We start from the raw sequence: 16,732 nt of genomic DNA on the forward strand, positions 1-16,732 counted from the left end.
TTTAAAATAAAACACGTTTTGTGGTAAAAGTTAGAAATTAATTTTTTGGGTTGCTTTATTTTAAATGGAGATTTTTTATTAGAAATGAATCGAGTATAAGTAATCAGGATTCCCTTTTTTTAAATCAAAACATGGTATTTCAATGTTTTAATACAGTAAATAGAAAGAGTTCTATAGTTTAAGTAGGTTTTTTATTCAATTCAATTTTTGGATTGTTTTTTAAATAGTTTTATTTCAAACAGTTAATCAATTTTTAATATTGGTATATGGATTGAATTTTTAAATATAAAAATACTACAAAATATTTTCAAAACAGTTATTTAACTAAATATTACCGCTTTTATCGAAGGTATTATTTTATTGGTAAATTTAAATGATTAATTTTGGCACGTATTTTTACGTGGTTTTGCCTTTGTAAAACTAATTTGATCACAAAAAGTTTTTTTTAAACTATATAGTTGCTATATAATTTGGGAAAAACCTTTTTTTTAGTGATTTAGACACTATACCCCAAAATATTATGAATAGATTTTTACTTTTATTTACTGCTTTTTTTTCTTCTCTGTATGCTAAATTTAAAGAAATAGTTTTCTTTTTTTTACAGGTTAAAAATCACTATAAAATATTGGATAATCTAGTAAATAAAAATACTGCTTCATTGAAGTTAGTAGTTATTTTATTTTTACTATTTTTTGTTCAATTGCATGGTTATAGTCAATGTTCTTTTGGCGGTTCTCAGTCTGGAAGCACAAGTAATATTTGTTATAATACAGAATTTAGTAACAATGTTTTTGGATCAGTTCAATTTACGGGTGTAGGGGTAGGAAACTACGTCGCCGTGAAAGTGATAAGTGGACTTAAATATAACATCATTGCATCTGGGAATCCCGGTTTTACAAAAAGGATAACACTTTTTAATGCAAGTAATACTGCTACAAATGTTGGGACAGCCTCTGGCTCCGGTAATAATGATGCTACGGTTTCACCCTGGACAGCAACTTTTACTGGGGATTTATTAGTGAGGTACACTAATGATAATAATTGTTCGACAACTTCTGGAACTGCTGGAACAATAACAGTACAATATGCAGGAGGCAGTAACAACCTAGATTCTCAAACAGCTGCAGGTACCAATTCATGGATAGGTCATGTGTATAATTTTTCAAACAGTGTTCCCATTGCTACAGCTGGTCCTATTGACACTGATGCTTTTGCTTCTTATATAGGCTATTTTAACCAAGCCAATACGGTTTCGGGATCTACCATTTCATTTAATAATAGTTATGTAGGGGGTGATACTTGCATTCCTGTTACAGCGGCTGGAACTACTCAAACTGTTCGTACAGAAACATTCTCGGTTCGTTACCGAATGCAAACTACACCGGCTACCTATCCTGCGGGTTGCTATTTTGTAAACATAACAGGAGATGATGGGGTTCGATTGTATATTGATGGCGCATTGGTTTTTGACGCATGGAGGCAGCAATCCTCTACAGATTATAATAACGTATTGGTTTATTTAAATGGCAACAGTCAATTGGTTTTTGATTATTACGAAAAGAACGGATCTAACGTTTCAAATTTCACTATTTTCCCGGCGGCTACTACCATAAATAGTTTAAATACGGTCACGCCAACAGGACCTATTACAAGATGTGCATCTACATCGACACTTTTAACGGGTGCTGTAGTAGCTACGCAAGGTAATAATACAATTGCACCTGTTCAATACCAATGGCAGTCTTCAACGGATAATAATACTTGGGCGGATATATCTGGTGCTACTGCAAAAGATTATACGGTTCAAGGAACTTCACCTAGTGTAGCTACTCAAATATTTTATAGAAGAAACGTTAGAGGTTCAACAGTAAATTCTGCGGCATGTGTATATAGTTCGAATGTTGTGGCTATAATAACAGATTCAACAGTTGCTTTAACCGTTCCAACATCAACAGCTGGAACGAATATTGGTTGTTCTAGTTTTACGGCAAATTGGAATACAGTTGATTCTGCCACAAGTTATATATTGGATGTGTCAACAAGTCCAGCTTTTTCGAGTTTTGTAGGAGTCTATAGTGGTTTAAATGTTGGTTTTGTAACGTCCTATAATGTTACGGGATTAAGTGTTGGTACTTATTATTATCGAGTACGTGCTAATAGTTCGTGTCCTGTAATAACTAGTGGAAATTCATCGAATCAGCTAGTCGCCATTTTATCACCTCCTACTGCTACTATTGGTGGTACTACAACGGTTTGTTTAAATGCAACTTCCCCAAATGTGACTTTTACAAATCCACAAAGTTTACCTATTACGATTACTTATACATTTAATGGAGGCACAAATACTACTATAAATGTAGGAGCTAATACTACAGCAACAATTCCAGTATTAACTGCTACTGCAGGTACTTTTGTGTACAATTTGGTTAGTGCAGTATATCAATCAGCTCCTACTTGTTCAAGTGTTTTGTCTGGTTTGGCAACGGTAACTGTAAATACTCCATTTTCTATTACTCCAAATAAGGTTGATGAAACGTGTCCGGCATCTAATAATGGAACCATCACCCCTACACTTTCTGGAGGGCTTACTAATGTTCGTTATTTAAAATTAACTCAAAAATATGTCAATGCAGATGCTTGGCAACAGGTAGCAGAGATAGAGGCGTTTGAAATTTTTACTGGAACCAACGTGGCATTGGCTTCTAATGGTGCTTCTGCTACTTCAAGTTCAAATTATTTAAATGATATACCAAATATTGGGCCACAAAAAGCAATTGATGGGAATAATTCTGGAATCAGTAATTATTGGCACAGTGGAACTCCAAATATCAATGAATGGATAAAAGTAGACCTTCAATCAGGAAAAAACATAGATTTTATAAAAATTTACAATCGTTTGGATTGTTGCCAACAGAGAGGGCAAAACATGTTGTTAGAACTTTTCGACGTATCCAATAATCTACTATATTCAAAGACAATTGATTTGTATCAATCTGGTGCAAATGTGCCCGTAAATGTTAACGTTTTGGATGTTTCTTGGACAGATAATGCAACAACATTGAGTCGTACTGCTTTGGATTCTGGAACTTATACATTAAATAGTGTTGATGCAGTAGGATGTTCTGATAGTTTACCGATAAATATTACATCAATTAGTCCAAATGCAAGCATTGCTTCAGTATCGGGTATAAGTAATTTATGTGTTACTGAAACTACAACTTATGCTATAAATACAGTAGTTTTAGGCGGAGGTACAGGAGCTTGGAGTAGTAGTGATACTGCAGTAGCTACTGTGAATACTATTGGACTGGTAACAGGAGTTTCGGCAGGAACTACTAATATTATTTACACAATTACTGGAGGTTGTGGAGGATCTGTATCTGCACAACAAGCGGTACAAGTTAATTCTACACCAGTTGCGCCAGTTCTAAATAATGTTGTATTAAATTGTGGTGATATCTCGGCTAATGCTACATGGACACCTATTCCAAATATTGCCAATTATCGTTTTGATGTTTCTACAGATCCACTATTTTTAACTTTTATACCAGGTTATCAAAATATTTCGGTATCACCTTCATTAAATCCTACTGAATCGGTAATTGTAAACGGATTGACACCGGGAGTTACTTATTATGCTAGAGCTAGAGCAGTAAGTAGTTGCGGTACACCAAGTTTGAATTCTAATACTGCAACTATTTCTGTGCCGATTACTACAACGACAGATGGTGGTTTAACTTGGGATAATTTGGCTCCGAATAATACTAAAAAAGCTGTCTTTGCAATTGGTTCATCAAGCAGTGTAACAATGGTAACTCCAATAAACGCTTGTTCTGTTCAAATCAATCCAGGTGTAAATGTGGTAGTGGGAACTCCAGTGGGAAGCGCAGGATATTTAGTAGATAAAAATTCAAATGCTATTTTGCATATTGAAAATGGATTAACAGTTGATCCATCTAGTACTTTAACTTTTGAGAATAATTCAAGTTTAATTCAGGTGAATGATAATGCCGTAAATAATGGAAAGATAATTTACAGGCGAAATTCGACAGCAATGAAGAATTTTGATTATACCTATTGGTCTTCACCAGTAACTGGTCAAACAGCTAAACTATTGTCTCCAAATACGCTTGCTGATAAATATTATAGGTATGACTGTAATGCAGATAACTGGACTTTTGATGATGGAATGATGAAACCTGGAGTTGGATATATCATTCGTGTTCCAAAACCTAATTTTTGGCCTATACCTACTGCTCCTACTTATATTCAGTCTGTCCAATTTGAAGGAACTCCAAATAATAAAATTTTGCCTTTAGCAGTTGGTCCAATCGGTCATGGTAATTTAATTGGTAACCCATATCCTTCAGCTATGAGTGCAGATGATTTTATGGCTGCTAATAGTAATGAACTTGATGGTACTATTTATCTTTGGACACACAACACAGTAATTACGAACAATCAATATTCGTCATCTGATTTTGCTGCTTATAATGGGGTTGGTGGTACCAATACGATGGGTAATTATATCGATAATAATAATAATGGAAAATTTGATGCTGGCGATGTACGGCAAGATATCAATAAACCTGATGGTAATATTGCTGCGGGTCAATCATTTTTTGTGAATTCATTACCAGGTCTTGGTTCTGATGGATTTGTTACTTTTGATAATAAAATGCGAGTTGATGATTCGGGTAAAAATGCACAATTCTATAGAGGTACCAAATCGAAAAGTAGTTCTAAAGAAAAAAACCGTGTTTGGCTGAATTTGACTAATAAACAAGGGGCATTCAAACAAATGTTAGTGGGATATGTATCAGGAGCAACTCTTGGTCTTGATAAAGCGTTTGATGGAGTGAGTTTTGATGGAAATGATTATATTGATTTTTATAGTGTAAATGAAAACATGAATTTAGTTATTCAAGGGCGTCCAGTACCGTTCGTAAATACGGATAAAGTGCCTTTGGGTTATAAAACAAACGTGGATGGTAATTTTACAATAAGTATTGATCAAGTAGACGGTGTTTTAGTGAATCAAGACGTTTACATTGAAGATACAGAAAGTCATTTAATTCAGAACTTAAAACAAGGTCCCTATACATTTACTACGCTTAAAGGAACTTTTAATAATCGATTTATATTGCGATATACTGATAATATTGTTGTAGTTGTTCCACCAGTAGTAGTAGACCCACCGGTTGTAGTTGTTCCACCAGTAGTGGTAGATCCTCCAGTTGTAGTTGTTCCACCAGTAGTGGTAGATCCACCGGTTGTAGTTGTTCCGCCAGTTGTAGTTGATCCACCTGTAGTTGTAGATCCACCAGTTGTAGTTGATCCTCCTATAGTTGTAGATCCACCAGTTGTAGTTGTTCCGCCAGTAGTGGTAGATCCACCGGTTGTAGTTGTTCCACCAGTAGTGGTAGACCCACCGATTGTTGTTGTACCACCAGTAGTGATAGATCCTCCAGTTGTAGTTGTACCACCAGTAGTGGTAGATCCTCCAATTGTAGTAGTTCCACCAGTAGTGATAGATCCTCCAGTTGTAGTAGTTCCACCAGTAGTGGTTGATCCACCAGTTGTAGTTGATCCTTCAAGTCCAAATCTAGAGAACCCATCGTTTACTAAAGTTGAAAAAGCATTAGTTGTGTCTGTTAAGGATCATCAAATTAAAATTAATTCTTTTGAAATGACTATGGCTAAGGTTATGGTATATGATCTAAGAGGAAGATTATTATATCAAAATAATGCTGTGAATAGTAATGAGTTTATTGTGCCAGACTTAAATGCTAGTGATCAGTTTTTAATTGTTATGACCCAATTAATCGAAGGAAAATGGGTAACAAAGGAGATTATTTATAAAAATTAGGAATTATAAAACATATTAATAATGATCCCATTCACATTAGTGAATGGGATTTTTTTTAACGGTATTTAAATAGTATTAAGAATTGTAAGAATATAAATTATTTTTTATAATTTTATTAAGTAATATATTGTTTATTTTAAATACAGTTTTATATGAGATTCTCTTTTTCTTACCTGCCTTTGTTTTTGTTCTTTTTAAATTTGTCTTCTGCACAAAATATATTTAGAAATTCTATAACAGGCGTTAATTCTAATAATTCAAATCCTTATACTTTTGGGCAAGAGACTGATCCTAATATTGATGCCTCAGGTATTAGCAGAGGTGTTGGTGTTATTGGTGTAGATGCGAATAATCGATATGATGCTAAAAGTTGGAATACGGTAAAAATAGATCCTGACGCTTATTTTGAATTTATATTAAGTCCAAATTCAGATCAAAAGATTGATTTTATTAGTTTTCAATATACTGGTCAAACTTCGGTTAACGGACCAACAATTTTTGCTTTTAGATCTAGTGTTGATGATTTTGTTTCGGATATTGGCTTTGTTGGTTCAAACGGATCAGTTGTTTCTTTATTGAATCCTATTTTTCAGAATATTTCAAAACCGATTACGTTTCGATTGTATGCATGGGCTGCTATTGCGGGTACTGGTACTTTTAGTGTTAATGATTTTGAGTTTAAAGGTTCAGTATCCTGTAATGAACCTCCAATACCTTTATTGCAGGAAACTAGTCTTAATTGTACTGCTACTTCTTTTGTGGTTAATTGGTCAAATACTTTGTATACTACTAATTATTTTATTGATGTAGCAACTGATTCTGAATTTGTAAATAGGCTAGTAGGCTATCAGAATAAAGAATTAGGTAATGTTTTGTTTACCACTATTTCTGGAATGGTTGCAGGGGGAACTTATTATGTTAGATTAAATGCGGTTAATAGTTGTAAAAATAAGGTTTCATCCAATATTATTAAAGTTTCGCCTCTTGAAACTCTTTATAATGGTAATTGGTCAAATGGTTTGCCTACTGCGAACAAAAATATTCGCTATTTAACCGATTGTATTATTGATTCGAATATTGAGGCTTGTTCTTGTACAATTGATTCAAATAGTAAGGTTACCGTTAATTCTGGTGTGGTATTAAAGCTTGAAAATGGATTGGATGTAAAAGGTGTTTTAACGTTTGAAAATGATGCAAGTTTAGTTCAAGTCAATGATAAAGCAATAAATTCAGGTGCTATTGTCTATAAACGCAATAGTCAACCAATGAGGAATTTTGATTATACCTATTGGTCTTCACCAGTATCTGGTCAAACTGCTAAGCTATTGTCACCAAATACACTTCCTGATAAATATTATAGGTATGACTGTAATGCAGATGACTGGACTTTTGATGATGGAATAATGACACCTGGAGTTGGATATATCATTCGTGTGCCAAAACCTCCTTTTTGGCCTATTCCAACAGCTCCTACTTATATTCAATCTGTAGAATTTATAGGAACACCAAATAATAACATTACACCTTTAGCAGTGGGTCCAAATGGTTATGGAAACTTAATTGGTAACCCATATCCTTCAGGTTTAAATGCAGATGAATTTTTGTTAGAAAACAGTATTAATCATTCTAGGCTTGAAGGGACTTTGCGTTTTTGGAGTCATAATACGAGTATTGCCAATAATAAATATTCCGAATCTGATTTTGCATCTTATTCTATTTTAGGTGGCGTAGCTGCTTCAAGTGGGGGTGAAAAACCGTTTGGCACTATAGCTTCCGGCCAATCTTTTTTTGTTTTGAGTTCTGTTGGAGATGGCCCCGTTGTTTTTAATAACAAAATGAGAGTATCAAAAGACAATAGCAATCAGCAATTTTTTAAAGGAGTAAAATCAATAAAATTAAAAAAGCATAGAATTTGGTTGAATTTAACAAATGAGGATGGAGCATTTAGACAATTATTAATAGGATATATAACAAATGCAACTAATGAATTTGATATTTCATTTGATGGTTTGAGTATAAATAATGATAGTAATCTTGATTTTTATAGTATAATTGGTGCGGCAAATTTAGTAATACAAGGAAGAGCTTTGCCATTTGCAAAATCTGATATCGTACCTTTAGGCTATAAATCATCTAATGAAGGTGCTTTTACAATTAAATTAGATCAAACTGATGGTTTGTTTGAGAACCAAAAAATTTATTTAGAAGATAAAGAGACTTCAATTTTGCACGATTTAAAGTTGAGTTCCTATTCTTTTTCGACCCAAAAAGGAACATTTGATAATCGTTTTGTATTGCGGTTTTCATCCGTTAAAAAATCAATTTCAAAACCAGATCCTTTTGATCACTCCAATGACGATATAAAAATTAGTATTCACGATAGCCAATTGCAAATTAATACTCTAGAAGGAAATATTTCAAAGGTTTTGATTTATGATTTAAAAGGTAATTTGTTATTTCAAAAGGAGCAAATAAACAGTGCACAATTAGTTGTCTCAAATGCGATGTTTAAGCATCAAATTCTAATTGTAAAGACTTATTTGGATAATAGGGAGACTTACACAAATAAAGTAGTATTTTGATTGATGTAATAAACAAAGAAGCCCCATTATCAAATCGAAAAGGGGGCTTCATTTTAGTTTAGAAAAAATTATTTTCCTTTTATAGAGGCTTCTATGTTTTTTTCAATTGTATGACTTGGTCTTGTCCATTTTGGTTTTTCTCCAAGAGATTCAAATTGCGAATCTACGGCTTCAATTGTCGGACGCTGTGCTACTTTAGTAAATGGTTTTTGAGGTTTTAAACCCAAAAGTTCAAACATTTTCATGTCTTCATTCACGTCTGGATTTGGTGTAGTCAGTAATTTATCTCCAGCAAAAATAGAGTTGGCTCCTGCTAAAAAACACATTGCTTGACCTTCACGACTCATGTTCATTCTCCCTGCTGATAGACGTACTTGTGTTTCTGGCATTACAATTCTGGTAGTAGCTACCATTCGGATCATTTCCCAAATATCTACTGGTTTTTCGTTCTCCATTGGTGTTCCTTCTACAGGAACCAATGCATTGATCGGTGTTGATTCCGGTTGTGGATATAAAGTAGAAAGGGCAACGAGCATTCCTGCTCTATCCTCGATACTTTCGCCCATTCCTATAATTCCACCACTACAAACTGTAACATTAGTTTTGCGTACATTTTCTATAGTTTGTAAACGATCTTCAAAACCACGTGTTGAAATCACTTCTTTATAGTAATCTTCTGAAGTATCCAAATTATGATTATAGGCGTATAAACCGGCTTCTGATAAACGTTGTGCTTGATTTTCGGTAATCATACCCAAGGTACAACAAACCTCCATATCCATTTTGTTAATGGTACGAACCATTTCTAAAACTTGGTCAAATTCTGGTCCATCTTTTACATTTCTCCACGCTGCTCCCATGCATACACGGGACGAACCTCCCGATTTTGCTTGGATTGCTTGATCTTTAACTTGATTTACAGACATCAAATTATTACCTTCAACTCCTGTGTCATATCGAGCTGCTTGTGGGCAATACCCGCAATCTTCAGAACAGCCACCTGTTTTTATAGATACCAAAGTAGAAACCTGTACTACATTTGGGTCATGGTGTTCGCGATGAATAGTTGCTGCTTCAAAAAGCAAATCCATCATTGGTTTATTGTATATTGAAATAATTTCTTCTTTTGTCCAGTTGTGTTTTGTGATGCTCATTGATCCTTTTTTTTGATGGCTCAAAAGTAATCAAATTGTTCTAAAGATGCAAAGCAGTCGTCTTAAAAAGACTTACTCTGAATAGTTTTAAAATCAGTTTAATCTGCTATAAATTTGTCATTATAATACAACATCAATAACATGGTAATAATAACAGATGAAGCAATTCCCTCAAAAAATAAAGTTATACAATACATGTTTATGGAAGGGTGTCCGCCAAATAAAAAAGTTTCTGATAATTGTTGAATATATTTATCTCCACCTCTTATGTAACTATATATAAAGAGTCCAATTATACTCAAAGTTACTCCAATAATGGATGTAGTCATTGCAGCCACAGCATTGCGTACAAAATTGAATTTTCTATGTTTAATCCTAAATAGAAGCGTGTCATTTACTGCGTAAATTATAAAAAACATATTAATTAATCTCAAATAGAAAACATTGGATAAACCAAGAAACTCCATTAACAGAAAAAAGATTCCAACTGATATAAAAATGAAATATCCATTTTTAATTTCTTTTTTTACTTTCATAATTATTTATTTTTAAAAGTGAGAAATGTAATATAGCACTGATAATCATTTAGTTTGATATAAATTTAAAAAAAAATTGTCAATAAAAATAAATAAAAAACGATTTCGTAGTTTTTTATCCTTTTCTGATAAAAAAAAAATTATTTGTAAAAAACTTTTTGGGGAGTGCCACCATAAAATAAAGTGACCTAAATTAGACACCGCTTATTCGCCCCCTTTCTACAATGCGGTCGGGCTATCCGTGCTACTTCGGTAACTTCCGTCTATCCCAATGTCATTAAGTTAAGCTTTGTTTTTTCTCGCCAAGATGCCAAGTTAAGAGCTATTTCTTTGCGTCTTCGCGTCTTTGCGAGAGTTATATTTTGAAAAAGCGTAGTGAGAAACCCTTAACATAATGACATTGCCGACTATCTCAATGTAATTAAGTTAAGCTTTGTTTTTTCTCGCCAAGATGCCAAGTTAAGAGCTATTTCTTTGCGTCTTCACGTCTTTGCAAGAGTTATATTTTGAAAAAGCGTAGTGTGAAACCCTTAACATAATGACATTGCCGACTATCCCAATGTCATTAAGTTAAGCTTTGTTTTTTCTCGCCAAGTCGCCATGTTAAGAGCTATTTCTTTGCGTTTTCGCGTCCTTGCGAGAGTTATATTTTGAAAAAGCGTAGTGAGAAACCCTTAACATAATGACATTGCCGACTATCCCAATGTCATTAAGTTAAGCTTTGTTTTTTCTCGCCAAGATTCCAAGTTAAGAGCTATTTCTTTGCGTCTTCGCGTCTTTGCGAGAGTTATATTTTGAAAAAGCGTAGTGAGAAACCCTTAACATAATGACATTGCCGGCTATCCCTCACTTAAAAGGAAGTCGTTTCTAGAAAAGTATTATTTTCTATATTTTGAGTTTTATTGAAAAATGGTTAAAATATATTCTTTATAGATTTTGTTTCTACTGCTATTTTGCGTTTTAAGTCTTGTGAATTTTCATATTTATAACTGCAACAACAACCTTGTTAATTCTGTCTGCCAACTAAAATTATTGACTTTTGGTCTATGTTTAGTTTTATTAACACTTTGGTTGAAATTATTTTTTACCTCATAGATTTTGTGTTGATTTCAAAATTTAATCTATATTTTTTTATAATTTTGTTTTTAAGTCAGTCCTAGAACTAGACTCTATAGCGTGTTTAAACCTTTTGTGTTTGCACACTATTTTTTTGTGCTTGTTTTTTGTTTTCATATTCTTTGTCGTATGTGGTTTTGTTTTTGAATACAATAAAAATCATTTCTAGTATTTTTCTTTGAACAGCTACCAAGGCTTTCATTTTTATGCCGTGTTTTGATACTATTCTGGCATATAATTCTCTGAAATTTTCATCCCATTTTACAGCTACCAATGCTGGAAAGTGCATTTCTTTTCTCAAACTTCTATTTCCTTTTTTTGAAATTCGAGGTTTTCCTTTTATTGATGTACCCGATTGCTTTTCTTTTATATCTAAACCTGCATAACTTGTTAATTGTCTTTTATTCCTTATCAGTTCAAAACCATTAGTTTCTGCCAAAACAATTACAGCTGTTAACTCTCCAACGCCTGGCAATGTGCAAATGATATCTATTTCTTTTTTTAAATTTTCATCACTTCTTACTATAACACTAATGTCTTTTTTAATCTCTTTTTCCTGACTGTTTAAGAATCTGATTCTTGCCTTTATACGGTTTAAACTATTCTCATTTGGCTCGGCTTCTGATTCTTCTGCGTGCATTTGATTTTTTACAATAACTCGCTCTGAAACAATCTGATTGCGTTCTCTGGTTAGCTGCTGTAAGTTTTTATAAACACTTTTGGGGCGATTCCATAAATCTAATTTCCGTTCCAATCCAAATCGAGCAATAGCTTGTGAACTCGTTTTATCAGTAATGGTTTTAATGTCTAAAGTTCGGATGTAATTGCTTATTTTGTTCGGTAATACGATACAAACCTCATAACTATTCTTATCTAAATAGTAAGCAAATTTTTGATGATAAACACCCGTAGCTTCCATTACGTAAACAACTTTTAACTCTGCTTTAGATACTTTTTTTACCCAATCTGATAGTCCAACAAATCCTTTCTCGGTATTTTTAAAAACCTTGTAAGCATACAATTCAATTGATAAATCTTCAAACATTCTACCTAAAGTAACCACTAATTCTTTTTGAGCTACATCAATTCCTACTACTTGTTTTAATTCTTTCATAACTTTAAAGTTTAAATTTATAAAGTGATGAATTTTCCTTTGTCTTTTCTCCTAATTGGATATTCTGGATATTAAAACTTGTCTAATTTCTTACATTCTGTTCAGACTCTAAAAGATAAAAAAGAATGAGGATTTTTCTATGTGTCAATATATTTCTTTGAACTATTTAAATACATATGTTCTCTCATTCCTTTTCACTTCATTACTCAAATTTATTGACTTTAATAATTAAAATCGATAACTTCGCAAACATAGAAGAAACATAGAATTTATATTTTTTAAAAGAAAGAAATAGACGTTTAACTATTAACATAGCAATTCTACGCGTGAAATAATGCTATTTCTATTTATTCTTAGTCAATTTAGCATTAATCTATGATTTAATGTGGTTAAATTTTTATTTTATCCAACGGGTTAAACTATTTTATATTTCTAATAAATTTTAAAGGATATAGTTTTTATGATATAAAATTGTATCCAGTTTACATTACAATTTTATTGATTTCAAAATAGGCCAAAGCCGTTTTTTTGTCCTTTTGCAATTGCGCTGAAAGAAGCGCTATGGAGTCAAATTTTTGTTCCGATCGTATCCTTTCTAGTATGGAAACGGTTATTTTTTGACCGTATAAATTTTCATCAAAATCGAAAAAATTAATTTCGATGGTTTGCTTATTTCCTTCAACTGTAGGGTTAAATCCAATATTCATCATTCCCAAAACTATTCTGGAGTTGATAGTACTCTTAACTATATAAACACCATTTTTAGGAATGAGCTTAAAATTTTCTTCTAATTTTAAATTCGCAGTAGGAAAACCAATAGTTCTCCCCAATTGTTTACCCTTAGTTACAATACCAGTTAGTGAATAATCATAGCCTAAATATTTATTGGCCAGAGCTACATTACCATCGTCAAGTGCCTGACGTATTTTTGTAGAACTAACGGAGACTTCATTTATTTCTTGTGCCGAAATCTCTTCTACTTCAAAATTATATTGTTTGCCAAATTCTTTTAAATCTTTAATATTGGCAGTTCTGTTGCGACCAAATCGGTGGTCGTGTCCAATTATTATTTTATGAATATGAAATTGATCAACTAGTATATTTTTCACAAATTCTTCTGCAGTCAATCTAGAAAAACTTTCGTCAAAAGGATGAATGACTAGATTTTGAATTCCTATCTTATCCAATAAGGCGATTTTTTCTTCTAGGGTATTGAGTAGTTTTATGCCTGATTCTTCTTGCAAAACTATTCTGGGATGCGGAAAAAAAGTCAGTACTAAACTTTCGTATTTATCGTTTTCTGTACTTTGAGTTAGTTTTTCCAGTATTTTTTTATGTCCAAAATGAACACCGTCAAAGGTACCTAGTGTAAGGATTGTCTTTTTTATGTTTTCTCCAGAACCAATGTAGAAATCGTTTATAGAATGAAAAATCTTCAAAATACTTGTTTTTAATATTGTGCAAATTTATACTATCTATTTTAAAAAGAAGAATAAGAAGTTCCAATTTTAAGCACTGTGGGTCTTTAATTGGAGTTGGAGTTTTATAATTGGAGTTATTGCATATAACTTTTGTTTGCTTAATTAGTTAAATCATTTTTTAAATCGTTGTGTATTCCATTGCAAATGAATTAATTTTGTGTATCAATTTTAGTATTATGATGAGAATTTTTAGTTGTTTGACTGCTTTTTTAATTTTTTGTTCGGCCCATTCCCAAGTCAAGTCTTTATGGACAGAAGTGAATAGTTCACAAAAAGAGCTTTCACAAAGAGAGGACACTAATTCTCGATTTGGAGAGCAACGATTGTATGCATTAAATGAAACAGAGTTCAAGCTATCTTTAGCAAACCTTCATTCAGGAGCTGCAACAGGGAACAGTGTTGTTGTTTCAATTCCGAACAGTAATGGAAAAATGGAGCAATTTACAGTGGTGGAATCTTCAAATTTTGCACCTGAACTTCAAGCAAAGTATCCTGAAATTCGTGCTTATTCGGGTATTGGTATTTCTGATCCAAAAGCATCGATTAACTTTAGCGTTTCTCCAAATGGAATTCAAACAATGGTTTTGAGAGGAGACAGCGGATCCGAATTTATTGAACCTTCAACCGAAAACAAATCGTATTATATCGTTAAAACGTCTAAATACAGAAACAAAGGAGATTTACCCTTAACTTGTAAAACTGTTGATGTTGCTTTGAATAGTAGTTTAGTAAAAAAAGCAACAAATTTAAAATCTAATAATGGTGTATTTAAAACGATGCGTCTGGCTTTGTCTTGCACGGGAGAATATACTACATATTTTGGGAGAACAGTTGCGAAAGCTTTGGCAGCAATGAATGCAACAATGACAAGAGTAAACGGGGTTTTTAATAAAGACTTGGCGCTGAAATTGGAAATTATTGCTAATAATAATTTGATTGTATATACCAATGCCGCTACAGACCCTTATTCTGACCCTACAGCTGGAGCTAATGGTGCATGGAATCTAGAATTACAAAATAATTTAACTGCAACTATTGGTAATGCTAATTATGATATTGGTCATTTGTTTGGTGATTCTGGCGGTGCCGGCGATGCTGGATGTATTGGTTGTGTGTGTGTGGGTCCCACTACTTCTGTTCCCGCAGGTAAAGGAAGTGGCTTTACATCTCCATCCAATGGTAAACCTGAAGGTGATTCTTTTGACATTGATTATGTAGCACATGAAATGGGTCATCAATTGGGCGCGAATCATACTTTTTCCAATGTTGTAGAACCAACTGGAGTAAGTGTTGAGCCTGGTAGTGGTTCAACAATTATGGGGTATGCGGGAATAACTGATTACGATGTTCAAAGTCAATCCGATGATTATTTTGCTTATGCTAGTATTTTGCAAATACAGGATAATTTGGCTTCAAAATGTGGTGTAAATACAACTTTAGTCAATCAAACTCCAACTGTCAATGCAGGTTTGGATTATATAATTCCAAAAAGTACTGCTTTTGTTTTGAATGGAAGTGGATCCGATCCTAATGGAAACACCATGACGTATTGTTGGGAACAGAATGACTCCGCTACTACCAATGAAAGTGTTGCAAATAGTATTGCTTATGGTGCAAAACCTGCCGGACCAAATTTCAGGTCTTTAGTGCCGAGTACGGTTTCCAAACGTTATTTCCCTGACTATTCTAAAGTTTTGGCTGGTCAATTGTTTACAACTTGGGAATCAGTTTCGAATGTCGGTAGAAGTTTAAATTTTGTTTTGACAGGAAGAGATAATGCAATTTTGGGTTTAGGACAAACGAACACAGATGCTATGGTTGTGACTGTTGATGGCAACAAAGGTCCTTTTGCAATAACTTCGCAAAACATCTCCGATTCTAGTTGGGTTTTGGGTTCTTCACAAACAATTAATTGGAGTGTTAATGGAACAAATTCGTTAGCTGGATCTGCCAATGTGAATATTAAGTTATCTACTGATGGAGGTTTGACATTTCCAGTATTTTTAGCAACTAATACACCAAATGATGGCTCCGAAGTAATAACCGCTCCTTTGACGGCTGCTAAAAATTGTAGAATTCTGATTGAACCTACTGCCAATGTGTATTATGCTGTAAACGGAAAACCTTTTTCTTTGGGTTATAGTGTCACGACTTTATGTAATTCTTATGTTTTTGCTGGTGGTTTTGCTATACTAGAATCGCCAACTTATTCTGAAAAAACGATAGTAGTCCCAGCATCCACTTCAGAAATTACTGATGTAAATTTCAACGTTAATTTTACCCATACCTACATTTCGGATGTTCAAATTGATATAATAAGTCCATCAGGAACTATAGTTAAATTATTTGATAAGTCTTGTGGTGCAACAAGTACTACTTTAGATTTAACGTATGATGATTTAGGAGGAGCTCTGGAATGTGGTTCTACTACCAATCAAACAGTTGTTCCTGCAGGAGTATTATCTGCTTTTAATGGAGAGAATCCAGGGGGAACTTGGAAATTGAGGTTTAGGGATACTGGAGTAGGTGATACAGGCACAATAAATACAGCTACATTAAAGATTTGTTCGAGTTCTTATGCTACTCTTGCAACGTCTAGTTTTGAAATCAATGATTTTGTATTGTACCCAAATCCGAATACTGGTAATTTTACTGTTCGTTTTACAAGTTCTAATGCATCAGATATTCAAGTTTTTGTAACGGATGTATTGGGTAGAAAAATTTACAATAAAAAGTTTAAAAATACTGGGGATTTTATTCAAAATGTACAATTAGAAAATGTTCCTTCTGGAACTTATATTGTTACCGTTGTTGATGGCGATCGAAAAGGATCATCTAAGATTATTGTGAATTAATTAAGTATTAAACGTATAAAAAAAG

At 33.2% G+C, this 16,732-nt stretch carries 7 protein-coding genes; 3 read left to right on the forward strand and 4 right to left on the reverse strand.

Annotated elements, in window-relative coordinates; translation table 11 throughout:
* Nucleotides 1-520: 520 nt before the first annotated feature.
* Nucleotides 521-5,869 carry a T9SS sorting signal type C domain-containing protein gene (locus OZP06_RS08520; protein ID WP_281324483.1) on the forward strand — a complete coding sequence of 1,783 codons (5,349 nt, stop codon included), beginning with the start codon at nucleotides 521-523 and terminating at the stop codon, nucleotides 5,867-5,869.
* A gap of 152 nt (nucleotides 5,870-6,021) precedes the next feature.
* On the forward strand, nucleotides 6,022-8,451 hold the full coding sequence (locus tag OZP06_RS08525) for a hypothetical protein (protein ID WP_269224509.1): 2,430 nt from the start codon (nucleotides 6,022-6,024) through the stop codon (nucleotides 8,449-8,451).
* Nucleotides 8,452-8,519: 68 nt separating this feature from the next.
* Here OZP06_RS08525 and bioB read toward each other — a convergent pair whose 3' ends face one another.
* The 4 genes from bioB to OZP06_RS08545 form a co-directional block, all read right to left on the reverse strand.
* A complete protein-coding gene (gene bioB, locus OZP06_RS08530; protein WP_269224510.1) occupies nucleotides 8,520-9,605 on the reverse strand; it encodes a biotin synthase BioB in 1,086 nt (361 codons plus the stop codon).
* Between the two features lie 98 nt (nucleotides 9,606-9,703).
* Nucleotides 9,704-10,141 (reverse strand): hypothetical protein, encoded by a 438-nt coding sequence (locus tag OZP06_RS08535; RefSeq protein ID WP_269224511.1) that lies wholly within the window; start codon nucleotides 10,139-10,141, stop codon nucleotides 9,704-9,706.
* 1,180 nt (nucleotides 10,142-11,321) lie between these two features.
* Nucleotides 11,322-12,371, reverse strand: a complete 1,050-nt coding sequence (locus tag OZP06_RS08540; protein ID WP_269224512.1) for an IS110 family transposase — start codon at nucleotides 12,369-12,371, stop codon at nucleotides 11,322-11,324.
* Between the two features lie 482 nt (nucleotides 12,372-12,853).
* Nucleotides 12,854-13,810: a bifunctional riboflavin kinase/FAD synthetase gene (locus tag OZP06_RS08545; RefSeq protein ID WP_281324484.1), complete on the reverse strand. Its 957-nt coding sequence runs from the start codon at nucleotides 13,808-13,810 to the stop codon at nucleotides 12,854-12,856.
* Nucleotides 13,811-14,028: 218 nt separating this feature from the next.
* Here OZP06_RS08545 and OZP06_RS08550 point away from each other — a divergent pair, with 218 nt between their 5' ends.
* Entirely contained in the window at nucleotides 14,029-16,707 is a 2,679-nt protein-coding gene (locus OZP06_RS08550) for a reprolysin-like metallopeptidase (RefSeq protein WP_281324485.1), read from the forward strand.
* Nucleotides 16,708-16,732: the final 25 nt, after the last annotated feature.

This window comes from Flavobacterium sp. IMCC34518 (genome assembly GCF_027111095.2).
Lineage (GTDB): Bacteria > Bacteroidota > Bacteroidia > Flavobacteriales > Flavobacteriaceae > Flavobacterium > Flavobacterium praedii.